The following is a 22,625-nucleotide window of genomic DNA, read 5'->3' on the forward strand; positions in this document are numbered from 1 at the left end:
ACGACTCATATCGCCCGTTAACAGCAGCTTGTGTCCGGCGTTGTCGCTCGCATTGACCGGATCATCCGCAGGCCCGGCTACGCTGCGGGGCAGTCGGTGTGCAGCATCCCTGATCAGAGGCCAAAAAAAACGGAGCCCAGGGCTCCGTTTTATCTTTCCCGGTTTATCGGGTCAGGTCGTCAAAGAATTTTTTCACACCGTCGAAAAAGCTCTTGGAGCGCGGGCTATTGTGCTCGCCGCTCGGACCGCCAAAACTCTCTTCCAGTTCACGCAGCAGCGATTTCTGTTTCTCGTTCAGGCTGACCGGTGTTTCCACCACGACGCGACACAACAGGTCACCAACCGCACCACCACGGACAGATTTCACGCCGCGTCCGCGCATGCGGAACAGCTTGCCGGTCTGGGTTTCTGACGGCACTTTCAGCTTCACGCGTCCATCCAGCGTCGGCACTTCAATCTCGCCGCCCAGCGCCGCCATCGCAAAGTTAATCGGCACTTCGCAGTAGAGGTTGTTCTCTTCACGTTCGAAAATCGGGTGTTTCTTCACCGAAACCTGAACGTAGAGATCGCCCGCTGGTGCGCCCTGCTCGCCCGCTTCGCCTTCTCCGCTCAGACGGATACGATCGCCGGTGTCGACCCCGGCCGGAATTTTCACTGACAGCGTTTTCGACTTCTCAACGCGACCGTGACCGTGACAGGCGTTGCACGGATCTTTGATCACCGAGCCGCGACCGTGACAGGTCGGACAGGCCTGCTGAACGGTGAAGAAGCCCTGGCGCATCTGCACCTGGCCTGCACCGTGACAGGTCGAACAGGTTTGTGGCTGCGTGCCCGGTTTCGCGCCGCTGCCGTGGCAGACATCACACTCTTCCAGCGTTGGAATGCGGATCTCTTTGGTCACGCCGCGTACCGCTTCTTCCAGCGTCAGCTCCATGTTGTAGCGTAAATCGGCGCCGCGGGATGCGCGCTGACGGCGTCCACCACCAAAGATGTCACCGAATACGTCGCCAAAGATATCGCTGAAGTCTGCACCGCCGCCGCCAAAGCCGCCGCCGCCGAATCCACCGCCACCCATGCCGCCCTGTTCAAAGGCTGCATGGCCATATTGATCGTAGGCCGCACGCTTCTGCGCATCGGTCAGGATTTCGTACGCTTCTTTAGCCTCTTTGAATTTGGCTTCGGCTTCTTTATCTCCGGGATTACGATCCGGGTGAAATTTCATTGCCAGGCGTTTGTACGCCTTTTTGATTTCACGCTCGTCCGCGGATTTGGCGACGCCTAAAATCTCGTAGTAATCACTCTTCGCCATGTTTATTTAGCCCTTAACATGATCGCACGGGCGTGGAGAGATCTCCGACGCCCGTGCTGGTTTCAACGGCTGTCAGGCCAGCCGTCGCGCCCGGTCAGGGGCAATTATTTCTTGTTGTCTTTTACTTCTTCGAATTCAGCATCGACAACGTCGTCATCTTTCTTCGCTGACGCATCACCGGCATCGGCTGCACCTGCCTGAGACTGCTGTGCGGCTTCCATCAGTTTGCCGGACACTTCCATCAGCGCCTGCATTTTGGCGTCGATTTCCGCTTTGTCTTCGCCTTTCAGCGCAGTTTCCAGCGCGGCCAGTGCGGCTTCGATTGGCGCTTTGTCGTCTGCTGACAGTTTGTCGCCGGCTTCTTCCAGCTGCTTACGCGTGCTGTGGGCAATCTGATCGCCCTGGTTGCGCGTCTGTACCAGCTCTTCGAACTTACGGTCAGCTTCTGCGTTCGCTTCCGCATCACGCACCATTTTTTCGATCTCTTCGTCGTTCAGACCGGAAGAGGCTTTAATGGTAATTTTCTGCTCTTTACCGCTGTTCTTATCTTTCGCCGACACGTGCAGGATACCATCCGCATCGATGTCGAAGGTGACTTCGATCTGCGGCATACCGCGAGGCGCAGCCTGGATACCGTCAAGGTTGAACTGGCCCAGTGACTTGTTGTCATTGGCGCGCTTACGCTCACCCTGCAGCACGTGAATGGTCACGGCTGACTGGTTATCTTCAGCAGTCGAGAAGACCTGGCTGTGCTTGGTCGGGATGGTGGTGTTTTTGCTGATCAGCGACGTCATCACGCCACCCATGGTTTCGATACCCAGTGACAGCGGGGTTACGTCCAGCAGCAGCACGTCTTTCACGTCGCCACCCAGTACACCACCCTGAACCGCAGCACCGACAGCAACGGCTTCGTCCGGGTTCACATCTTTACGTGGCTCTTTACCAAAGAACTCGGTGACTTTCGCCTGAACCAGTGGCATACGGGTCTGACCACCGACCAGGATAACGTCGTTGATGTCAGAAACCGACAGGCCAGCATCCTGCAGCGCAACTTTCAGTGGCGCGATTGAGCGTGCAACCAGATCTTCAACCAGTGACTCCAGCTTAGAGCGGGTCACTTTGATGTTCAGGTGCTTAGGACCGGTCGCATCTGCAGTGATGTACGGCAGGTTAACGTCGGTCTGCTGAGCAGAAGAGAGCTCGATTTTCGCTTTCTCTGCGGCTTCTTTCAGACGCTGCATCGCCAGAGGATCGTTGTGCAGATCGATGCCCTGATCTTTCTTAAATTCAGCTACCAGATAGTTAATCAGACGGCTGTCGAAGTCTTCACCACCCAGGTGGGTATCACCGTTGGTTGCCAGAACTTCAAAGGTTTTTTCGCCATCAACTTCATCGATCTCGATGATGGAGATATCGAAGGTACCGCCACCCAGGTCATACACGGCGATGGTGCGGTTACCCTGACCTTTGTCCAGGCCGTAGGCCAGTGCAGCAGCGGTTGGTTCGTTAATGATACGCTTAACTTCCAGACCCGCGATGCGGCCTGCATCTTTGGTCGCCTGGCGCTGTGCATCGTTAAAGTATGCCGGAACGGTGATCACCGCTTCGGTCACTGGCTCACCGAGGTAATCTTCGGCGGTCTTTTTCATTTTCTTCAGCACTTCAGCTGAAATCTGCGGCGGTGCCATTTTCTGGCCTTTCACTTCCAGCCAGGCGTCGCCGTTGTCAGCGCTGGCGATTTTGTACGGCATGATTTTAATATCACGCTGAACTTCTTCGTCCTGGAAGCGACGACCGATCAGACGCTTAATTGCGAACAGGGTATTCTGCGGGTTGGTCACTGCCTGACGTTTAGCCGGTTGACCGACCAGAATTTCGCCATCCTGTGTGTACGCAATAATTGAAGGCGTGGTGCGATCGCCCTCGGCATTTTCCAGCACGCGTGCTTTGGTGCCATCCATGATCGCAACACAAGAGTTGGTTGTACCCAGGTCAATACCAATAATCTTACCCATCTAAACATCTCCCACTTAAATTCGTTGCCAATTTGGGTTGTGAACCTTTTATGTGGGCGGGTTGTTTGCATTCAACCTGCCAGCACATGCTTTTTTTCCAACGTTCACAACGCTCGATGAGAAGTAAATGGGGCCGCTTCGATGCGCATCAAGGGTTAAACCAAAAAAAATTTTCACCTCTGGCCCGGTCGGGATCAAAGAACCCAGGCAGAACGCTGAATATGATGCGCCGCTCCGCTCGATGGAGTGAAGCGGAGCGCTTTTTATCATCAACGTTTACTGACCGCCGAGGAACTATGGCAAATTCAACACTGGCCAACCCTGCCCCGCTGGGATTAATGGGATTTGGCATGACAACGGTTTTACTTAACCTGCACAACGCGGGCCTGTTCACGATGGACGTCGCGATCCTGGCCATGGGGATTTTTTATGGTGGGATTGCGCAGGTGCTGGCAGGCCTGCTGGAGTTTAAAAAGAATAACACCTTTGGGCTGACGGCCTTTACCTCTTACGGGATGTTCTGGTTAAGCTTTGTGGCGATTCTGCTGCTGCCGGAAATGGGCCTCGCGAACGCCCCCGACGAACGTTTTCTGGGGGCCTGGCTGCTTCTGTGGGGCATCTTCACGCTGTTTATGTTTGTCGGCACGCTGAAAAGTGCGCGGATGCTGCAGTTTGTTTTCGCCACGCTCACGCTGCTGTTTCTGCTGCTGGCCGTGGCGCATCTGATGCATCTGCCTGCGCTGGTCACTACGGCAGGCTGGGTTGGCCTTCTCTGCGGCGCCAGCGCCTGCTATCTGGCCATGGGGGAAGTGCTGAACGAAACCTTTGGCCGTACCGTTCTGCCGATTGGCGAGAAGCCGCATCAATCATAATAAAACGCGGAGTCAGGCTCCGCGTCATTTCACTACAGCGAATTAACCCCCTGATGCAGTTCTGGCTCGTGGCTGATATCACGCCGCAGCCAGATCCCCGTCACCAGTCCCACCAGCGCCAGTGCCATCACATACCAGCATGGGGCCATCACCGACACATTCATCAGCAGCGACACAAAAATCGGTGTCAGGCCGCCGAAAATCGCATAGGCGAGATTGTAGGAGAAGGAGATACCGGTAAAACGGACTTCCGCCGGAAAGGCACGCACCATCACGAACGGCACGGCGCCCACGGCGCCAACGCTGAGGCCGGCCAGTCCATACAGCAGGAAGAGCTGCTGCGGATAGAGTGCAGTCAGATGATAAAACTGCCAGCAGCAGATCGCCAGCAGCAGGCTGCCGACACACAGCGTGCGGCTGGCACCGAAGCGATCGGCCGCCAGGCCGGCAATAATACAGCCGAAGCAGAGCATGACGGTGGCCAGGCTGTTGGCCTGCAGCGTCAACGCAGGCGCAATGGCCAGCTGTTTTTGCAGCCAGACCGGGGACATCAGGATCACCACCACGATGCAGGCGGAGAGCAGCCAGGTCAGCAGCATGGAAATGACGACCGATTTTTTATGTTCAGCCAGCACTGTTTTCAGCGGCAGCTTACTGGAGAGCGCTTTACGCTGCTGCATCTCCACAAACACCGGCGTCTCATGCAGCCAGCGGCGCAGCACCATCGCGCCCAGCCCAAACAGGCCGCCGAGGAAGAACGGGATGCGCCAGCCGCCATCATGAATCGCCTGGGGTGAGAGTGAGGTATTGATCAGCGTCGCCACCAGCGACCCCAGTAAAATCCCGATGGTCAGCCCGGCCGTCAATGTGCCGCAGGCGATACCGATGCGTTTATAGGGCACATGCTCAGCGACAAACACCCAGGCTCCCGGCACTTCGCCACCAATCGCCGCCCCCTGCAGCATCCGCATCAGCAGCATCAGTAACGGTGCGGCCACGCCGATGGTCTGCCAGGTGGGAAGCGCGCCCATCATCAATGTCGGCAGCGCCATCAGCATAATGCTCAGGCTGAACATCTTCTTACGCCCCACTTTATCGCCAAAGTGGGCCATCACGATGCCGCCCAGCGGACGTGCCAGATAGCCGGCGGCAAAAATGGCAAAGGTCTGCAGCTGGCGCAGCCACTCGGGAATATCGGCGGGGAAAAAGAGTTCGCCAATCACGGTGGCGAAGAAGACAAAAATGATGAAGTCGTAAAATTCCAGCGCGCCGCCCAGTGCGGCCAGCGCCAGGGTTCTGTAATCCTTACCGGTCAGACGCTGCGTAGAGGTCAGGTTCATAATAGTCCAGAGGCAAAAGATCGGGTTGTAAAGATCTTATTACTATACCGTCAATCTTTTGCCACACCAGTCGGGCTTTAGCTTATGCCTGAAATGGACAATATTTAGTTGTTTATCTCACGTATCGCGCTTTTAGGCCGAAATGCTGCTACCACGTCGCGATGGGTTTCGACATACGGTCCTTCCAGTAGCTGTAAACAATAAGGTACAGAGGCAAAAATGCCGTGGACTTTGACGTTGCCCTGCTCATCTTTCAGCCCCTCCAGCGTCTCCCTGATCGACTTTGGCTGACCAGGCAGATTGAGAATCAGTGACTGCTTACGGATCACGCCAACCTGACGCGACAGAATCGCGGTCGGCACAAACTGCAGGCTGATCTGGCGCATCTGCTCACCGAATCCGGGCATCTCCCGATCGGCGACGGCTAAGGTGGCGTCGGGAGTGACGTCGCGCCGGGCCGGGCCGGTGCCGCCAGTGGTCAGCACCAGATGGCAAAAGCGTTCATCGACCAGCTCGCAAATCGCCTGCTCAATCATCGGCTGCTCGTCCGGCACCAGTCGGGACTCCATTTCGAACGGGCTGCTGATGGCCGTGCTGAGCCAGCTCTCCAGCGCGGGAATCCCCTGATCCTGATAGATGCCGTTCGCGGCGCGATCGGAAACCGAGATCAGGCCAATGCGTAATGTATTCATGGTTAGCTTCGCTGTGAATGACCGCGGTGCGGTGGAGTAAAAGGGGAATAGCCGAAAGGATAATACAAAGTGAAAGGGTCGGAAAAGGGAAAACCGTGACGGCCTGCGCCGTCACGATCGGAGGATTACAGCAGTTCTGCCAGCATCTTCTCAAGTTTGCCCTGATCAACGGCAAAGTTGCGGATGCCTTCTGCCAGCTTCGCCACCGCCATCGGATCCTGGTTGTGCTGCCACAGGAACTCAGACTCGGTCATGCGGGCCGGACGTGCTTTCACTTCACCGCTGTAGCTCAGTTTACGCTCCAGGGTTCCTTCGCTCTCGGCCAGCTCTTTCAGCAGCGCAGGCGAAATGGTCAGACGGTCACAGCCAGCCAGCTCGATGATTTCGCCGGTGTTACGGAAGCTGGCGCCCATCACGACGGTTTCATAGCCGTGCTGCTTGTAGTAGTTGTAGATTTCAGAAACAGAAACCACGCCGGGATCTTCGTGTGCTGCGTACTCTTTTTTGTCGGTGTTGGCTTTGTACCAGTCCAGAATACGACCCACAAACGGAGAGATCAGGAAAACGCCCGCTTCGGCACAGGCACGCGCCTGAGCGAAGGAGAACAGCAGCGTCAGGTTACAGTTGATGCCCTCTTTTTCCAGCTGCTCCGCGGCGCGGATACCCTGCCAGGTTGAGGCCAGTTTGATCAGGATGCGGTCATTGCTGATACCGGCATCGTTGTAGAGTTTGATCAGACTGCGGGCTTTATTGATGCTGCCTTCGGTGTCGTAAGAGAGACGCGCATCCACTTCGGTCGAAATACGGCCCGGGATCAGTTTGAGAATTTCCAGACCAATGTTTACGGCCAGCTTGTCAGAAACCAGCTGCAGCTGCTCATCTTTATCGCTGCTCTGCTCACGCGCCCAGCCGATCGCTTCATCGATCAGTTTACGGTATTCAGGGATTTGCGCGGCGTTAAGAATCAGAGAAGGGTTAGTCGTGGCATCCTGCGGCTGATACAGCTTCATGGCTGCGATATCACCGGTGTCGGCAACGACGGTGGTGAGCTGACGCAGGGAGGTAAGTTTGTCCGTCATGTTCTTTTCTCTTAGTTAACTGTCAGTGTGAAAAAAGGCTGTTGCGATAATATCACGCGCCAACGGTGGCGCAAGGTCAGGGAATGCCGTTTACGATAGCGCGAACAAATAGGTGTGATTCGTCATTCTTTGCGGCTTTTTTGCTACACTGCGGAGCCTGATAAGCTGCCAATATCCTGTTAAAGCAGGCATTAAACGAGGAAGCAACTATGTTGATGGTGATCTCTCCCGCCAAGACGCTGGATTATGACAGCCCGCTGGCGACAACCCGCTATACCCAGCCTGCGCTGTTAGAAAAGTCACAACAGCTGATTGAGATTGCGCGTGACCTGTCACCGGCCCGCATCGCCTCCTTAATGGGCATCAGCGACAAACTGGCGCACCTGAATGCCGAGCGTTTTAACAGCTGGCAGCCCGACTTCTCGCCGCAGAATGCCCGCCAGGCGATTCTGGCGTTTAAAGGCGATGTTTATACCGGTTTGCAGGCGGAGACGTTCAGCGATCAGGATTTCGATTTTGCGCAGCAGCACCTGCGCATGCTGTCTGGCCTGTATGGCGTGCTGCGTCCACTCGATCTTATGCAGCCTTACCGGCTGGAGATGGGCATTCGGTTGGCGAATCCGGCAGGTAAAGATCTCTATACCTTCTGGGGTGATCTCATCACCGAAACGCTGAACGCCGCGCTGGCGGAACAGGGCGACAACGTCCTGATCAATCTCGCCTCAGATGAATATTTCCGGGCGGTCAGACCGAAAGCGTTACAGGCGCAGATGATTAAGCCGGTGTTCCTGGATGAGAAAAATGGCAGCTACAAAGTCATCAGCTTCTACGCCAAAAAGGCGCGCGGCCTGATGAGTCGCTATGTGATTCAGGAGCGCCTGACAAAGCCGGAGCAGCTTAAGGCGTTTGATCTGGAAGGCTACCGTTTTGATGCAGCCAGCAGCAGCGAAAGCGAGCTGGTGTTCAAGCGCGCGGAGCAGTAGCCCCGCGCGTCTTCTCTTTCCCGCAGCCGGGAAAGATTATTTCAGCAGAAATGCCCGCAGCGCGGCAAAGTCCGCCTGCATCTGGTGTGACAGCAGCGGGAGTTCCGCACGCTCCGCCAGTTCCGGCGGCAGCGTCAGGGTCTGCTCAAGGATCGCTTCCACGCTTTCACGGAATTTGGCCGGATGGGCGGTGCCGAGGAACAGGCCATACTCGCCCTCCTGCAGCTGATCGCGCAGCAGACGCCAGGCGATGGCGGCGTGGGGCTCAGAAATGTAGCCAATCTCAGCCAGTTCACGCATGGCGGCACGGGTGGTTTCGTCAGAGACCGCGCCGCAGGCCAGGTCGGTCAGCCGCCAGGTTTTACGGCGGAACAGCTCTTCCACACGCGGCCAGTTGTTCGGCTGGCTGACATCCATCGCATTCGAAAGGGTCGCGACCGTCTGGTTAGGCTGCCACTCGCCGTTTCCGAGGAAGCGCGGCACCGTGTCGTTGGCGTTGGTGGCGGCGATAAAGCGTTTGATCGGCAGCCCCAGTGATTTCGCCAGCAGACCCGCCGTTAAATCCCCGAAGTTGCCGCTTGGCACGGAAACCACCAGCTGATTGCGTTTTTCCTGCGGCAGCTGCGCTACCGCTTCAAAGTAGTAGCAGATCTGCGCCAGCAGGCGGCTGATGTTGATGGAGTTAGCTGAGTTCAGGCCAATCGTCTTTTTCAGCACTTCATCATCGAACGCCTGCTTGACCAGCGCCTGACAGGCATCGAAATCGCCGTCGATGGCGATAGTTTCGATGTTGCCGCCCAGCGTACAGAAGAGTTTCTCCTGCAGCGGGCTGATCTTGCCCTGTGGATAGAGGATCACTACACGCACATTCTCCATGCCGTAGAAGGCGTGGGCCACGGCCGCACCGGTATCACCGGAGGTCGCGGTCAGAATCGTGATCTGCTCGTCTGAACCGGAAACATAGGAGAGCATCTGCGCCATAAAACGGCCGCCGAAATCTTTAAACGCCAGCGTCGGACCGTGGAACAGCTCCAGACAGGCCACATCTTCACTGACCGCTTTGACCGGAGCCGGAAACGCAAACGCGGCTTTAACACGCTCATGCAGCTGTTCGGCCGGGATCTCATCACCAATATAAGCCGACAGAATTTTGCTGCTGCGGCTGACAAAATCCATCTCCAGCATCGCGTCGATGTCTGTCAGTTCAAACTCCGGCAGTTCCAGCGGAAAGAACAGACCCTGCTGTGATCCCAGACCCTGTTTCACCGCCTGGGCGAAGCTGACCTGCTCGTTGTGATCCTTAAGATTGTAGAGTTTCATGCGTTATCCCAATTGTCGTGCGCCAGCCGTGTCGAGACGGCAGATATGGACGAAGCCTTCATCGTTCTGCAGATAGTGCTGGCTCAGCCAGTCAGCCATCCGCTGTGCCGTTTCCATCTGATTGCAAACGGCGAAAAGTGTCGGACCAGAGCCTGAGATACCGCACGCCAGTGCGCCGATATCTTTGGCAGCCTGTCGCGCCTCAGCGAAGCCCGGCAGCAGTCTGGTGCGATAAGGTTCAGCAATGACATCCTGCATAAGTTTAGCGGCCAGCAGCGGCTGACGCGTATGGCAGGCGTGAATGAAGCCCGCCAGCAGGCGGCCATGCTTGATGCACTCCTCTTTGCGGTACTGCGCCGGTAAAATCGCGCGCGCTTCGGCGGTCGAGACTTTAATGCCCGGATAGGCCATGACCCACAGCCAGTCATCAAAGCCGGGCACGGCCTGGCTGATAATCTCATTCTCCTGCAGCATCAGCTGAATGCCCCCGAGGAAGCAGGGCGCGACGTTATCGTAATGAACGCTGCCGGAGATACGTCCTTCCAGCTCGCCCATCAGCGTCAGCAGGGTGCTGTCATCGAGGGGCTTACCGCAAAATTCATTCATCGCGACCAGACCGGCCACCACCGAGCAGGCGCTGGAGCCCAGCCCGGAGCCGATGGGCATGTTCTTCTCCAGCGTCATCGCCACCGGGATCTCTTTGCCCACCGCCTCGCAGAAGCGCTGCCAGCACTGATAAACGATGTTCTCTTTGGGATCGGCGGGCAGCTTACTGACAAAACGTCCGGCGTTGGTCAGTGAAAAGTGCTCTGCCGCCTCCACGGAGACGCAGTCACCCAGCAGGGAACCGTCGACCGGCGAAACCGCCGCGCCCAGCACATCGAAGCCGACGCTGACGTTACCAATCGAGGCCGGTGCGTAAATTTTTACCATTTTCAAACTCCCAACTTCCATGACAGCGTGCGCAGCAGGTCGGCAAAGACACCGGCCGCTGTCACATCATTTCCTGCACCGTACCCGCGCAGCACCATCGGGATCGGCTGATAGTAGCGGCTGTAAAATGCCAGCGCATTCTCGCCATTTTTCACCTTAAAGAGCGGATCGTTGCTGTCTACGGCGTCAATTCTGACTTTGCAGACGCCGCCCTCTTCGATCACGCCGACATAGCGCAACACTTTACCCGCATCACGCGCCTGCGCAACCCGCGCGGCAAAGGCGTTGTCCAGCTCAGGCAGGCGCTGCATAAACTGCTCAACGTCTGCAATGTCGGTCAGGCTGGCGGGCAGCAGCGGCTCAATTTCAATATCCGTCAGCTCCAGCTGATGACCCGCTTCGCGCGCCAGGATCAGCAGCTTACGCGCCACGTCTGTGCCGGCGAGATCGTCACGCGGATCGGGTTCGGTAAAGCCCATCTCCCGCGCCATCTGAGTCGCCTGAGACAGGGAGACGCCTTCATCCAGCTTGCCGAAGATAAAGGAGAGCGAGCCAGACAGAATGCCGGAGAAGCGCAGCAGTTCATCACCCGCGTTCATCAGGTTCTGCAGGTTTTCGATCACCGGCAGACCGGCACCGACGTTAGTATCATAAAGGAATTTGCGGCGCGATTTGGCCGCGGCGGCACGCATCTGCTGGTAGTAGTTCCAGGATGAGGTGTTAGCCTTTTTGTTCGGCGTCACCACGTGGAAACCTTCGCTGAGAAAATCGGCATACTGATCGGCGACCGCCTGGCTGGAGGTACAGTCCACAATCACCGGATTAAGCAGATGATACTCTTTGACCAGCCGGGTCAGGCGCGCCAGATTGAAAGGCTCTTTGGCTTCGCTTAATGCCGCTTCCCAGTGGCTCAGATCGATGCCGTGAACATTCGTTAACAGCGCATGCGAGTTGGCGATGCCACAGACCCGCAGGTCGATATGCTTCTGCTTCAGCCACGCCTGCTGGCGATGTAACTGATCCAGCAGCGCACCGCCGACGCCGCCGACGCCCACCACAAAGACTTCGATAACCTGATCGGTGGCGAACAGCATCTGATGCACCACGCGCACGCCGGTGATCACTTCGTCGTTGTTAACCACGACGGAGATGGAACGTTCAGAGGAGCCCTGCGCAATCGCCACGATATTGATGTTGGCGCGCGCCAGCGCCGAGAAGAATTTGGCTGAGATGCCGCGCAGGGTGCGCATGCCATCGCCCACTACCGAGATCACCGCCAGATTTTCAATGATATCCAGCGGGTCCAGCAGGCCATCTTTCAGCTCCAGATAGAACTCCTCTTCCAGCACCTGACGCGCCCGCGCCAGCTCGCTCTGCGGCACGCAGAAACTGATGCTGTATTCAGACGAGGATTGGGTGATCAGTACCACGGAAATGCCGGTGCGCGACATCGCCGCAAACACCCTGGCCGCCATTCCGACCATCCCTTTCATGCCGGGACCGGAGACGTTAACCATCGCCATGTTATTCAGGTTGGTGATGCCTTTCACCGGATTCTCATCCTGCTCGCCTTCTGCCCCAATCAGGGTGCCGGGCGCCTGCGGATTGGCGGTGTTTTTGATCAGGCACGGGATCTGGAACTGCGCGATGGGCGCAATGGTGCGGGGATGCAGCACCTTGGCCCCGAAATAGGAGAGCTCCATCGCTTCCTGATAGGACATCGATTTCAGCAGGCGCGCATCCGGCACCTGACGCGGATCGCAGGTATAGACGCCATCGACATCGGTCCAGATTTCACAGCAGTCGGCGCGCAGACAGGCGGCCAGTACGGCCGCCGAGTAGTCTGAGCCATTACGGCCCAGCACCACCAGCTCACCGCGCTCGTTGCCGGCGGTAAAGCCCGCCATCAGGATCATATTCTGCGGCGGGATCTGGCTGGCTTCGATGCGACGGGTCGATTCGGCGATGTCGACGGTGGACTCCAGGTAGTGACCGACAGCGAGCAGCTTCTCTACCGGATCGATCACGCTGACCTCATGACCGCGTGCCTGCAGCAGCGCCTCCATAATGGCAATCGAGAGCTTTTCACCGCGGCAGATGATCGCCGCGTTGACGCTGTCCGGGCACTGCCCCAGCAGGCTGATGCCGTGCAGCACCTGCTTCAGCTGCGCAAACTCCAGGTCCACGCGGGTTTTCAGCCGCTCATATTCAAAGCCAGGCTGTGACTCAGCAAGCCCCTGCAGCAGCTCGCTGAAGATGCGCTCAGCGTCGCTGATATTCGGCAAAGCGTCCTGACCACTGATGGTTTTTTCAATCATCGCCACCAGGTGGTTAGTGATCTTTGCTGGCGCAGAGAGCACGGTTGCAACCTGTCCTTGTTGCGCATTACTTTCCAGAATGTCAGCGACGCGAAGAAACCGTTCCGCATTCGCTACCGAGGTCCCGCCGAATTTCAGCACTCGCATGATATAAACTCTCCTGAATTTAAGCCGAAAAAAAAAGCCCGCACTGGTTAGGTGCGGGCTTTTTTTCTGTTTTTCCTGTATGCGTCAGCCCGCACCGTTACCTGTGGTAATGGTGATGGTAATAATTGTGGTGTTCAGGCTGATTTTACGCATTGAGATTTTTTTCTGTCTGTCTTTGTCTGTCCGTCTGGCATCCAGAAGTAAAGCAAAGCGCACATTAAGTCAACCCGATTTGTCCGGCGGGCCCGTTTCCCTGACTGCGCAGAGCCACCGGCGAAATCGTAAAACGCTCTTTGATCGTTTGCGATGCTGAACTTCTCTGCGATCTGTTACTGCAAAATCAGATTTTCGCCGAGGATTAATCTGCGAGTTTTTTTTCAATATCGTGCAGCAGACGATGCAGCATCGCCGTGTCGCGCTGTTCCAGCAGCCCCACCCGCTGATCGATCCAGTCAGAGAGCTTCTCATCATCACTCACCTCCAGCTGCGCCAGCAGCTGATGCAAGCGCTGCCGCAGCGCCTGCAACTGCTGCCCGTCTGCGGCGGCGGTAAACGGAGCCTCAACCTGATTCAGCTTCGACAGCTGATAGCAGTAGACCATCACCGCCTGGCCGAGATTGAGTGATGGATAGTCATTCGCCATCGGGATGCCGGTCAGCAGATCGACCTGCTCCAGCTCCTCATTGGTCAGCCCGCTGTCTTCGCGACCAAATACCAGCGCCATACTCTTTACCCACTGACGCTTCTCCAGCAGCTGTGTTTCAACCTGCTCTGGCGTGGCGTAGTAGCGAAACTTTGCCCGGTTGCGCGCAGTGGTGGCGACGGAGAAGTCGATGTCAGCTAATGCGTCAGCCAGCGTTGCAAACGTCTGGACGTTATCGAGGATCTCACCCGCGCCATGCGCGACCCGGCGCGCGGCCGGGTCCTGCCAGGCGTCGCTGTCCACAATGCGCAGCTGGCTGAAGCCCATGGTTTTCATGGCGCGCGCCGCAGCGCCGATATTTTCTGGCCGCGCGGGCGAGACGAGAATCAGGGGGAAGAGCATATTTATTCCATTGGTCCATTTACATAACGCCATATTAACATGACTGTTCAGGATTCAGCGGGCGGAAGCGAATAAGAAAAGCGGTGATTAACATTGTTAAAACCGGTTAAAAAAAGCGGTCCGAATCTTTTTACCGGCGAAGCGGCCTTTATTAAAGAAACCACTATTAATACATTTAAGTTCAACAGGATAGAATGTGATTACCAGTGGGTTTCATTTTGGAACCGAAGCGTGAAAAATGTAATGAAAATGATGCTTTTTGTGAGCTAAACGGGCAATCTACGAGAAGTTTTTCACAAAAGTGTTAACGTGCTACAATTGCATTTGATATAAGTCAACGAAGCGTTGTTTTTATGCTTATCGGTTGTAGTTGGTGCTGTTAGGTTGCTGTTAATGCAGTTAGGATATGCGCCATTATCATTCTCGCCTGGGGCATGCAATTTTCATCCTGACTGGCTGAGCTAATACTGTTGTTGACGTTGATAGATGGCTTATCAAAATATGATTTCGTACAACGGTTCAGCGCGGCCCGCTGCTCTCGATGATGGAGAACGCCATACCGCTGTACGCCCTGTTTTCAATTTGTTGGCAAATTTTAGGTAGCTAAACATGCAGACCCCGCACATTCTTATCGTTGAAGACGAACTGGTCACGCGTAACACCCTCAAGAGCATCTTCGAGGCAGAAGGTTATGTGGTGTATGAGGCGACTGATGGTGCAGAAATGCATCAGGTGCTGACCGACAATGACGTTAACCTGGTGATCATGGACATCAACCTGCCGGGTAAAAACGGCCTGCTGCTGGCCCGTGAACTGCGCGAACAGGCCAATGTCGCCCTGATGTTCCTGACCGGCCGTGACAACGAAGTTGATAAAATTCTCGGTCTGGAAATTGGCGCTGACGACTACATCACCAAACCGTTCAATCCGCGTGAGCTGACGATTCGTGCCCGTAATCTGCTGTCGCGCACCATGAATCTCGCCATGCCGGGCGAAGAGCGCCGTCAGGTTGAGAGTTACAAATTCAATGGCTGGGAGCTGGATATCAACAGCCGCTCACTGATCAACCCGAACGGCGAGCACTATAAACTGCCACGCAGTGAGTTCCGCGCCATGCTGCACTTCTGCGAAAATCCGGGCAAGATTCAGACCCGTGCCGATCTGCTGAAAAAAATGACCGGCCGTGACCTTAAGCCGCACGACCGCACCGTGGATGTGACCATCCGTCGTATTCGTAAGCATTTCGAATCGACGCCGGACACGCCTGAAATCATCGCCACCATCCATGGCGAAGGTTACCGCTTCTGCGGCGACCTGCATGAGTAAGCTGCGGTAAGCCTGAAAAAAACGCCCCTGCGGGCGTTTTTTTTATGCTCAGTGCCACGGCATAATCGGCACGGCGCTGATCGCATTCTTCGGTGAACCATCGACGACTTTATCGGAGTAGGTCAGATAGACCAGGGCGTTACGTTTTTTATCGAAGAAGCGCACCACCTGCAGCTTTTTGAAGATCAGCGAGGTACGCTGGCGGAAGACCACCTCCCCCTCCGCTTTGCCCTGCGCGATTTTCTCACTCAGCTCCACTGGCCCAATCTGCTGGCACGAAATTGCCGCATCGGAGGTATCCTCAGCCAGCCCCAGCCCGCCTTTAATCCCACCGGTCTTCGCCCGGCTGATATAGCAGGTTACATTTTTAACATCCGGATCGTCGAAGGCTTCAACGACAATCTTGTGGTCAGGCCCGAATATCTTAAACACCGTGTCGACAGAGCCGATCTGTTCGGCGAGCAGCGGGCTGGAAAAGGTCAGTGCGGTCAGCGCAGCGAGGATAAGACGAGGTCTTGTCATGGGGTTACCATTGCAAATTGAATAGATGAACATGTAATGTACTGTCAATCGATATAATGACAAAACCAAAACGGGTTATGCCCGCACTGATTTAGCACAATCTTCCCCGGAAAACGGCCCACGTCTTTTGAGCAATGAGTGCTAATATTCTTCGATGCATTTAGCTGCACCACCAGAGTATGAGGATGTTTTATGGACCAAGCCGGTATCATTCGCGATTTGCTTGTCTGGCTGGAGAGCCATCTGGATCAACCCCTTTCACTGGACAACGTTGCCCAGAAAGCCGGTTACTCTAAATGGCACTTACAAAGGATGTTTAAAGACGTGACCGGACATGCGATCGGCGCCTATATCCGGGCGCGTCGCCTGTCTAAAGCGGCGGTGGCGCTGCGCCTGACCAGCCGTCCGATTCTGGACATCGCACTGCAGTATCGTTTTGATTCACAACAGACTTTTACCCGCGCCTTCAAGAAGCAGTTTGCGCAGACGCCGGCCTGGTATCGTCGCGCTTCCGACTGGAATTCCTTCGGTATTCGTCCCCCTATCCGTCTGGACAATGAGACGCAGCCGGAACCGACCTTCGTCACTCTACCGGAAACGGTGCTGGTGGGTCAGACCCAGAACTACACCTGTATTCTGGAGCAGATTTCCAGCTACCGTGACGAGATGCGGATTCACTTCTGGAAGCAGTTCCTGCTGGAAACGGATACCGTGCCGCCGGTGCTGTATGGCCTGCATCAGGTGCGCGCCAGCCAGGAAAAAGATGACGAGCAGGAGATCCTCTACACCACAGCGGTGCCGGCTGACAGCGCGGGCAGCCTGCACTCCGGTCAGAATGTCATTCTGGAAGCGGGCGATTATGTGCAGTTCACCTACACCGGCCCGCGCGTCAATCTGCAGGAGTTCATCCTGCTGCTCTACGGCACCTGCATGCCGACGCTGGGGCTGACCCGCCGTCAGGGGCAGGATATTGAACGCTTCTATACCCACGGCGGTAAAAAGCGTGCCGAGCCGCCGACAGAGATCCGTTGCGAATATCTGATTCCGATTCGCCGCCAGACCCCGGTCAGCTGATACTCAGGCCGCTGTCCTCACGACGGCGGCCTGCGCATCTTCAGCGCTGCAGCTCGTCGAGTGCAGGCGCATCCAGATGAGAGATATCGCCCGCCATCTCCACAATCCACCCTTCGGCCAGCCAGGCGCTCTGCTGATAATCGACCCGCGAGAGCGAGCAGTTTCGCAGACGCAGCCGGCGTTCCGCCCAGGCAGGCAGACCGAGAATGGTGCTGACCAGCGATCCCAGCGCCATACCGTGACTGACCAGCAGCGGACGGCTCCCGGCCGGCAGGTCGAGACAGGCATTCAGCGCGGCGTGCATGCGCGCTGCCAGTTCGGACATGGACTCCCCTTCCGGGATGCGCCCGCCTTCGGTGCCGTTCACCAGCGTGGCACGCCACTGCTCTTCTGCGGCGGTTAAGCCATCCAGCGGACGCTTCTCCAGCACGCCCATATTGAGTTCCCGCAGGCGCGGATCGAGCGTCACCGTGCAACCACAGGCATCCGCGATAATCTCTGCGGTGCGGCGCGTACGGCCCAGATCGCTGGTGATAACGTGGGTAATACCCAGATGTTTCACGCGTTCACTCACCTGATGCGCCTGCTGTTCACCTTTTTCCGTCAGCGGACTGTCGGACTGCCCCTGAATGCGACGTTCCGCATTCCAAACCGTTTCACCGTGACGAACAAGATAGACCTGTAACATAGTAGTTTCCGTTATACTGCGACCAGAATCGCCTTAGAGCCTGTCTGTAGCCTGATGGGCCAGGCGCTTAACCATCTGAGGGTTCAATTAATTATGTACCATGTTGTCGCAGCCACCACCAATCCAGCGAAGATTCACGCGATTGCGCAGGCATTCAACGACGTTTTCGGCGAGGGATCCTGCCATATTGAAGGGGTCGGGGTCGATAGTGGTGTTGCCGCCCAGCCGCTGAGCCACCTCGAAACGCGAACGGGCGCACGTCAGCGCGTAATGAATGCCCGTCAGGTACGGCCTGAAGCGACATTCTGGGTGGCGATTGAGGCGGGGATCGAAGAGGACAGCGCCTTTGCCTGTATCGTGATAGAGAATCAGAAGCAGCGCGGCGAGTCGCGGTCAGCCAGCTTCACGCTGCCGCCGGCGGTGCTGGCGGGTCTGCGCGAAGGGCGGGAACTGGGCGAAGAGATGGCGCGGTTAACCGGCATTGAAAATATTAAACATCAGGGCGGGGCTATCGGGGCGTTCACGCACGGCCTGCTCAGCCGCGCCAGCGTCTATCATCAGGCCCTGATTCTGGCGCTCTGCCCGTTTGTTCATCCGCTCTATCAGTCGTAATTACTCGCCGTCCAGATGCGCCTGCAGCCAGCGTTTCAACTCCGGCGGCGCCTCTTTCAGACTGTTAGAGCCACGGGTGATGGTGGCGATACCCACGCCAAGTTCGTTTTTCAGCTCGCGCTGGCTCATCTCCCCCTTCATCAACTCTTCGATAATCCGCAGTCGTGTACCAAACGCTTCCCGCTCATCCGCCGTCATCATCAGTTGCATCAGGGGCAGCGCGTGGCCATCGGCAAAGGCCTGCTGCATCAGCCTGACAAAGCGCTGCCAGCTATCGTCGGCCGGAGGGGTTTCGGCAGAGGGGGAATGAGAATGGGTCATGAAGAGGCTTCCGTACTCGCTAAAGAGTACGGAAGCTTAGCACAGCTAGTAACGGCGATTCCACTCACCATCTGACAGGATTTTGTCAGGCTTGCCCATGAAGTGCCGATAGTAGGCGTCATAGGCCAGCACGTTCTTCACGTAACCGCGCGTTTCAGAGAACGGAATGGTCTCGATAAACGCCACGGCGTCGAGATTACCTGCACTGGTTTTCAGCCAGCTTCGCACCCGGCCCGGACCGGCATTGTAAGCCGCAGAGGCGAAAATCCGGTTCTGGTCAAACTGCTGGTAGACATACTCCAGATACTGGGTACCAATCTGAATATTGGTTTCCGGATCGAGCAGCTGACTGCTGTTGCTGTAGCCGGGGATGTCATACATCTTCACGGTGTGCGCCGCGGTGGCAGGCATGATCTGCATCAGACCACTCGCCCCGACCGGCGAACGCGCTTTCGGGTTCCAGGCACTCTCCTGACGCGAAATCGCCATCGCATAGCTTGGCGGGATCTGCTTCACTTGGGTGTTGCGCTCGTAAACGCTCTGCCATGCCAGCGGGAACCGCTCTTTCAGACTGTCCCACATTTTGGCCGTGATCGTGGCCTGCACGCTGAGATCCCACCAGTCCTGCTCATTGGCGTAGCGCGCCAGCATCTGCTGCTGCGTATGTGTGCGGCTGCCGATCAGATTGCTCCACTCGCTGCGTGCCAGGTTATCCAGCCCCCAGTACATCAGTTCACGGACGCGCGCCAGCTCGGGGCCCTGCACCGTAGCACTGTCAGGCTTGGGTGCTTCATCAATCTGCAGCGGATAATCCACCCCCAGACGCTGAGCGGCCACCATCGGATAGAAGCCACGCGCCTGCATCAGTTTACGCAGGATCTCTTCCGCTTCCTCTTTGCGATCTTTCTCAAACAGCAGGTCAGCCTGCCAGTACTGCCACTCATCTTTCTCTTTGGCCTCCACCGGCAGACGGGCGATCCAGGTGTTCAGACCGCGCCGATCGTGCTGCGACAGTGCCAGCCGCACCCGGCGTTCCACCAGCGCGGTGGACTCACTGTTCATCACCACGGCATCGCGCCAGCGTGCCTGTTCAGCGGTCAGATCGCTGCCCATCATGCGCCAGACCACGATCTCTTTCAGCGCCTGCTCATCTTCCGGCCCCATTTTCTGCGCCCGGACCAGAATCGGGATCAGGCTGCGGGCGTTTTCCATATCCTGCCGCGCCACGCGGGTAAAGGCGTAAATCGTCGCCTGGCGGGTAAAGTCGGTGGGTCCGACGGCGCTGGCGAAGGTGCTGACCGTCAGCGGGTCCTGCTGCAGCGCCTGCACCGCGTCAGACATGGTCTGATAATCTGCCGGCAGGGTTTTCGCCAGATAGCTCACCAGGCTGTCGTTACCCGCCTTCATCGCCAGACGGATACGCTCCAGGATCGTGATCGGTGAAAGCTGACCCGATGACTGCCAGACCGAGAAGAGCTTATCGCAGTCGGCAGGCAGCGCAGTGCCGCGCAGCCAGATCTGCTTCGCGCCATCAAACGCGGCCTGCTGCTGACCCGTGGCCCATTTGGCGTAGTACCAGTTACAGCGCGCCTGCACCGGTTTCGGTTCGGTCGGGCTGAAATTCAGCACGCCCTGCCAGTCCTGCCGGTAAGCCAGCACATTGATAAAGCGGGTGCTGAGCGAGCGCGCAGGCGGCAGTGTGGGATACTGGCGAATAAAATTCTGTACGGCCAGGGCGGTCTCCTGATCGAGATCCTGTGCCAGCAGGCGATATTGCAGATAAGGATAGAGCGGATAATCCTGAAGCGTGGGCAACAGCTGCTCCACGGTGGCCATCTGATTGCTGTCCCACGCCTGTTTAATTTGTTGATAACGTTGCCGTTGTTGATCCAGCGAATCGGCCCATGCGCTGCTGGCCGTACCGACCAGGCAGATCCCTATCATCCAGTTACGCCACTTCACCACGTAAATCTCCTCTGTTGCTGGGCGCCGGCGAGTTGCCAGGCAGTCTTCATGCTAACCAGGGCATCAGACTCTTGCCATGTTCTTCACAATATTTACGCACGCGACGATTAAACGCACCGTCATCGTTCAGCCTGCGCGCCGTCATTGTGCAAATAATCATCAGAAAAACTTATCACCTGTCGTTTTAAGGCGTTGAATCATCAGCTTAAAAAAGTGGCACACCCTTTGCTCTGTTGAATTCCATCTTGTATACCAGCTGGAATCCTTCTTATGACTTCGACCACTGGCCTGACACTGCACGCCTGGCAACAACGCTACCAGCAGGCGCCACATCAGATTAGCGCACTGCTGAGCGCTCACCTTGCCGCCCTGGATCCCCGGGATAATGCCTGGATCATGCTGGCGACCCCGGATCAGCTGGCGGCTCAGATTGAACCGCTGCTGGCTCACTATCAGCGCGATCCCGCATCGCTGCCTCTGTTCGGCGTGCCGTTCGCGGTCAAGGACAATATCGATGTGGCGGGCTGGCCCACCAGCGCCGCCTGTCCCGCCTTTACCTATACCGCCAGCGAGGACGCGGTAGCGGTAGCCAGACTCAAAGCGGCCGGGGCCGTGGTCATTGGTAAAACCAACCTCGATCAGTTTGCCACCGGTCTGGTCGGCACCCGCTCACCTTTTGGCGCGGTCAGTAACACCTTTGACCCCGATTATGTCAGCGGCGGCTCCAGCTCCGGCTCGGCCTCGGTGCTGGCGCGCGGACTGGTCGCCTTTTCCCTGGGCACCGATACCGCCGGTTCGGGCCGCGTCCCGGCCGGTTTCAACAATATCGTTGGCCTGAAGCCGACCAAAGGCTGGTTCTCTGCGCGCGGCGTCGTGCCCGCCTGCCGCCTCAATGACACGATTTCCGTGTTCGCCCTGACGGCGGAAGATGCCTGGAGCGTCGCCAGCGTGATCGGGGGCTACGATGCCGGGGACGCCTATTCGCGCGTGAATCCGCGCACTGCCCCCGCCAGCCTGCCGGTTCGCCCCCGCTTTGCCGTTCCTGACACGCCGGAGTTTTTCGATGATGCCGCCGCTGAAGCCGCCTGGGATCGGGCGCTGGAGGCCCTGCAGGCGAGTGGCGCGACGCTGCACCCCATCGACTTCACGCCGTTCCGGCAGCTGGCAGAGCAGCTCTACTACGGTGCCTGGGTCGCTGAGCGCACCGTGGCGGTAGGCGGGATGCTCGATCGCCCCACCGATATGGACCCGGTAGTGCATGAGATCGTCGCCAGCGGCCTGAAATACAGCGCCGTCGATGCCTACAAAGCGGAGTATCTGCGGGCCGGGCTGACGCGCCAGATTCAGCAGACCCTGGCGCAGTTCGACGCGCTGGTGGTGCCGACCTCGCCCACCATTCATACCCTCGCAGAGATGAAGCAGGAGCCGATTCACTACAACTCACAGTTTGGCACCTACACCAACTTTACCAACCTCGCTGACCTCGCCGCGCTGGCGCTGCCCGCACCGTTCCGCAATGACGATCTTCCGGCGGGTATCACGCTGATTGCGCCCGCCTGGCACGACCGGGCGCTGGCTGAATTTGGCATTCGCTGGCAGCGCCAGCTGGCGCTGCCGCTGGGGGCGACTGGCCTGCCCTGCCCGCCGCCCGTCGCTCTCCCCGTCTCCCCCGATCATGTCCGGCTGGCGGTGGTGGGGGCACACCTCACCGGCATGCCGCTGAATTTCCAGCTCACCGAGCGCAGGGCGGTGTGGGTGGAAGAGACAAAGACCGCCCCTCACTACCGCCTGTTCGCCCTGCTGGACGGGGCGATCAAAAAGCCCGGCCTGATGCGGGACGAACAGGGTGCCGCCATCATCGTGGAGCTGTGGGACATCCCGCTGGCACGCTTCGGCGAATTTGTGGCGGAGATCCCCGCCCCGCTGGGTATCGGCAGCCTGACGCTGGCGGATGGGCGGATCGTGAAAGGCTTTATCTGCGAAGGCGCGGCGCTGAACAGCGCGCTGGAAATCACCGAATCGGGCGGCTGGCGTAACTGGCTGACCTCACAGGGGAGTCACTGA

General features: G+C 57.4%; 20 protein-coding genes and 1 other annotated feature. Of the genes, 6 read left to right on the forward strand and 14 right to left on the reverse strand.

From position 1 onward, the window contains the following. Window positions 1–163 precede the first annotated feature (163 nt). Together dnaJ and dnaK are read right to left on the reverse strand one after the other, a co-directional pair. On the reverse strand, window positions 164–1,309 hold the full coding sequence (dnaJ, locus tag HFD97_RS15320) for a molecular chaperone DnaJ (protein ID WP_009092225.1): 1,146 nt from the start codon (window positions 1,307–1,309) through the stop codon (window positions 164–166). A gap of 104 nt (window positions 1,310–1,413) precedes the next feature. After that, window positions 1,414–3,324 carry a molecular chaperone DnaK gene (gene dnaK / locus HFD97_RS15325; RefSeq protein ID WP_009092227.1) on the reverse strand — a complete coding sequence of 637 codons (1,911 nt, stop codon included), beginning with the start codon at window positions 3,322–3,324 and terminating at the stop codon, window positions 1,414–1,416. A gap of 296 nt (window positions 3,325–3,620) precedes the next feature. Here dnaK and satP point away from each other — a divergent pair, with 296 nt between their 5' ends. After that, complete coding sequence (gene satP, locus HFD97_RS15330; RefSeq protein WP_154928462.1) at window positions 3,621–4,196, forward strand: acetate uptake transporter; 576 nt, start codon at window positions 3,621–3,623, stop codon at window positions 4,194–4,196. A 32-nt stretch (window positions 4,197–4,228) separates the two neighbouring features. Here the strand turns inward: satP and HFD97_RS15335 are convergent, their stop codons facing one another. The 3 genes from HFD97_RS15335 to tal all read right to left on the reverse strand — a co-directional run bounded on the left by HFD97_RS15335 (window position 4,229) and on the right by tal (window position 7,307). After that, the gene (locus HFD97_RS15335) at window positions 4,229–5,536 is read right to left on the reverse strand and encodes an MFS transporter (protein ID WP_167432206.1); all 1,308 of its coding nucleotides are present in this window, start codon (window positions 5,534–5,536) and stop codon (window positions 4,229–4,231) included. Between the two features lie 104 nt (window positions 5,537–5,640). Next, window positions 5,641–6,228: a molybdopterin adenylyltransferase gene (mog, locus tag HFD97_RS15340; RefSeq protein ID WP_009092232.1), complete on the reverse strand. Its 588-nt coding sequence runs from the start codon at window positions 6,226–6,228 to the stop codon at window positions 5,641–5,643. 125 nt (window positions 6,229–6,353) lie between these two features. Further along, the gene (gene tal, locus HFD97_RS15345) at window positions 6,354–7,307 is read right to left on the reverse strand and encodes a transaldolase (protein WP_009092233.1); all 954 of its coding nucleotides are present in this window, start codon (window positions 7,305–7,307) and stop codon (window positions 6,354–6,356) included. Window positions 7,308–7,516: 209 nt separating this feature from the next. On the opposite strand from tal, the gene yaaA reads away from it, so the two are divergent. Next, the gene (yaaA, locus tag HFD97_RS15350; protein ID WP_167432207.1) at window positions 7,517–8,290 is read left to right on the forward strand and encodes a peroxide stress protein YaaA; all 774 of its coding nucleotides are present in this window, start codon (window positions 7,517–7,519) and stop codon (window positions 8,288–8,290) included. 36 nt (window positions 8,291–8,326) lie between these two features. Here the strand turns inward: yaaA and thrC are convergent, their stop codons facing one another. The 5 genes from thrC to HFD97_RS15375 form a co-directional block, all read right to left on the reverse strand. Next, window positions 8,327–9,610: a threonine synthase gene (thrC, locus tag HFD97_RS15355; protein WP_009092235.1), complete on the reverse strand. Its 1,284-nt coding sequence runs from the start codon at window positions 9,608–9,610 to the stop codon at window positions 8,327–8,329. A gap of 3 nt (window positions 9,611–9,613) precedes the next feature. Then, window positions 9,614–10,543 (reverse strand): homoserine kinase, encoded by a 930-nt coding sequence (gene thrB, locus HFD97_RS15360; protein ID WP_058957752.1) that lies wholly within the window; start codon window positions 10,541–10,543, stop codon window positions 9,614–9,616. A gap of 2 nt (window positions 10,544–10,545) precedes the next feature. Next, on the reverse strand, window positions 10,546–13,008 hold the full coding sequence (gene thrA, locus HFD97_RS15365; RefSeq protein WP_009092237.1) for a bifunctional aspartate kinase/homoserine dehydrogenase I: 2,463 nt from the start codon (window positions 13,006–13,008) through the stop codon (window positions 10,546–10,548). Window positions 13,009–13,035: 27 nt separating this feature from the next. Beyond that, window positions 13,036–13,154: a sequence feature (Thr leader region), on the reverse strand. Further along, window positions 13,093–13,161, reverse strand: coding sequence for a thr operon leader peptide (gene thrL / locus HFD97_RS15370; protein WP_111209051.1), 69 nt, complete (start codon window positions 13,159–13,161; stop codon window positions 13,093–13,095). Its footprint overlaps the feature before it by 62 nt. A gap of 205 nt (window positions 13,162–13,366) precedes the next feature. Beyond that, window positions 13,367–14,053, reverse strand: coding sequence for a tRNA/rRNA methyltransferase (locus tag HFD97_RS15375; RefSeq protein WP_167432208.1), 687 nt, complete (start codon window positions 14,051–14,053; stop codon window positions 13,367–13,369). 609 nt (window positions 14,054–14,662) lie between these two features. Between HFD97_RS15375 and arcA the strand changes: the two genes are divergently transcribed. Beyond that, window positions 14,663–15,379 carry a two-component system response regulator ArcA gene (gene arcA, locus HFD97_RS15380; RefSeq protein WP_009092239.1) on the forward strand — a complete coding sequence of 239 codons (717 nt, stop codon included), beginning with the start codon at window positions 14,663–14,665 and terminating at the stop codon, window positions 15,377–15,379. A 48-nt stretch (window positions 15,380–15,427) separates the two neighbouring features. Here arcA and creA read toward each other — a convergent pair whose 3' ends face one another. Continuing rightward, window positions 15,428–15,901 (reverse strand): protein CreA, encoded by a 474-nt coding sequence (creA, locus tag HFD97_RS15385; RefSeq protein ID WP_009092240.1) that lies wholly within the window; start codon window positions 15,899–15,901, stop codon window positions 15,428–15,430. Window positions 15,902–16,093: 192 nt separating this feature from the next. Here creA and robA point away from each other — a divergent pair, with 192 nt between their 5' ends. Beyond that, on the forward strand, window positions 16,094–16,975 hold the full coding sequence (gene robA, locus HFD97_RS15390; RefSeq protein ID WP_009092241.1) for an MDR efflux pump AcrAB transcriptional activator RobA: 882 nt from the start codon (window positions 16,094–16,096) through the stop codon (window positions 16,973–16,975). A gap of 40 nt (window positions 16,976–17,015) precedes the next feature. Here the strand turns inward: robA and gpmB are convergent, their stop codons facing one another. Further along, window positions 17,016–17,663: a 2,3-diphosphoglycerate-dependent phosphoglycerate mutase GpmB gene (gene gpmB / locus HFD97_RS15395; protein ID WP_046101183.1), complete on the reverse strand. Its 648-nt coding sequence runs from the start codon at window positions 17,661–17,663 to the stop codon at window positions 17,016–17,018. A gap of 93 nt (window positions 17,664–17,756) precedes the next feature. On the opposite strand from gpmB, the gene yjjX reads away from it, so the two are divergent. Further along, window positions 17,757–18,275 carry an inosine/xanthosine triphosphatase gene (gene yjjX / locus HFD97_RS15400; protein WP_009092243.1) on the forward strand — a complete coding sequence of 173 codons (519 nt, stop codon included), beginning with the start codon at window positions 17,757–17,759 and terminating at the stop codon, window positions 18,273–18,275. Here the strand turns inward: yjjX and trpR are convergent, their stop codons facing one another. Then, the gene (gene trpR / locus HFD97_RS15405) at window positions 18,276–18,596 is read right to left on the reverse strand and encodes a trp operon repressor (protein WP_058957753.1); all 321 of its coding nucleotides are present in this window, start codon (window positions 18,594–18,596) and stop codon (window positions 18,276–18,278) included. 45 nt (window positions 18,597–18,641) lie between these two features. After that, window positions 18,642–20,561 (reverse strand): murein transglycosylase, encoded by a 1,920-nt coding sequence (sltY, locus tag HFD97_RS15410; RefSeq protein ID WP_009092246.1) that lies wholly within the window; start codon window positions 20,559–20,561, stop codon window positions 18,642–18,644. A gap of 270 nt (window positions 20,562–20,831) precedes the next feature. Here sltY and atzF point away from each other — a divergent pair, with 270 nt between their 5' ends. After that, entirely contained in the window at window positions 20,832–22,625 is a 1,794-nt protein-coding gene (gene atzF, locus HFD97_RS15415; protein WP_167432209.1) for an allophanate hydrolase, read from the forward strand.

This window comes from Pantoea sp. EKM103V, assembly GCF_011800365.1.
In the GTDB taxonomy this organism is placed as follows: domain Bacteria; phylum Pseudomonadota; class Gammaproteobacteria; order Enterobacterales; family Enterobacteriaceae; genus Pantoea; species Pantoea anthophila.

Excerpts from the sequence above, each read along its gene's own strand:
- dnaJ (WP_009092225.1), bottom strand. The coding sequence starts at position 1,309 with ATGGCGAAGAGTGATTACTACGAGATTTTAGGCGTCGCCAAATCCGCG.
- dnaK (WP_009092227.1), bottom strand. The coding sequence starts at position 3,324 with ATGGGTAAGATTATTGGTATTGACCTGGGTACAACCAACTCTTGTGTT.
- satP (WP_154928462.1), top strand. The coding sequence starts at position 3,621 with ATGGCAAATTCAACACTGGCCAACCCTGCCCCGCTGGGATTAATGGGA.
- HFD97_RS15335 (WP_167432206.1), bottom strand. The coding sequence starts at position 5,536 with ATGAACCTGACCTCTACGCAGCGTCTGACCGGTAAGGATTACAGAACC.
- mog (WP_009092232.1), bottom strand. The coding sequence starts at position 6,228 with ATGAATACATTACGCATTGGCCTGATCTCGGTTTCCGATCGCGCCGCG.
- tal (WP_009092233.1), bottom strand. The coding sequence starts at position 7,307 with ATGACGGACAAACTTACCTCCCTGCGTCAGCTCACCACCGTCGTTGCC.
- yaaA (WP_167432207.1), top strand. The coding sequence starts at position 7,517 with ATGTTGATGGTGATCTCTCCCGCCAAGACGCTGGATTATGACAGCCCG.
- thrC (WP_009092235.1), bottom strand. The coding sequence starts at position 9,610 with ATGAAACTCTACAATCTTAAGGATCACAACGAGCAGGTCAGCTTCGCC.
- thrB (WP_058957752.1), bottom strand. The coding sequence starts at position 10,543 with ATGGTAAAAATTTACGCACCGGCCTCGATTGGTAACGTCAGCGTCGGC.
- thrA (WP_009092237.1), bottom strand. The coding sequence starts at position 13,008 with ATGCGAGTGCTGAAATTCGGCGGGACCTCGGTAGCGAATGCGGAACGG.
- HFD97_RS15375 (WP_167432208.1), bottom strand. The coding sequence starts at position 14,053 with ATGCTCTTCCCCCTGATTCTCGTCTCGCCCGCGCGGCCAGAAAATATC.
- arcA (WP_009092239.1), top strand. The coding sequence starts at position 14,663 with ATGCAGACCCCGCACATTCTTATCGTTGAAGACGAACTGGTCACGCGT.
- creA (WP_009092240.1), bottom strand. The coding sequence starts at position 15,901 with ATGACAAGACCTCGTCTTATCCTCGCTGCGCTGACCGCACTGACCTTT.
- robA (WP_009092241.1), top strand. The coding sequence starts at position 16,094 with ATGGACCAAGCCGGTATCATTCGCGATTTGCTTGTCTGGCTGGAGAGC.
- gpmB (WP_046101183.1), bottom strand. The coding sequence starts at position 17,663 with ATGTTACAGGTCTATCTTGTTCGTCACGGTGAAACGGTTTGGAATGCG.
- yjjX (WP_009092243.1), top strand. The coding sequence starts at position 17,757 with ATGTACCATGTTGTCGCAGCCACCACCAATCCAGCGAAGATTCACGCG.
- trpR (WP_058957753.1), bottom strand. The coding sequence starts at position 18,596 with ATGACCCATTCTCATTCCCCCTCTGCCGAAACCCCTCCGGCCGACGAT.
- atzF (WP_167432209.1), top strand. The coding sequence starts at position 20,832 with ATGACTTCGACCACTGGCCTGACACTGCACGCCTGGCAACAACGCTAC.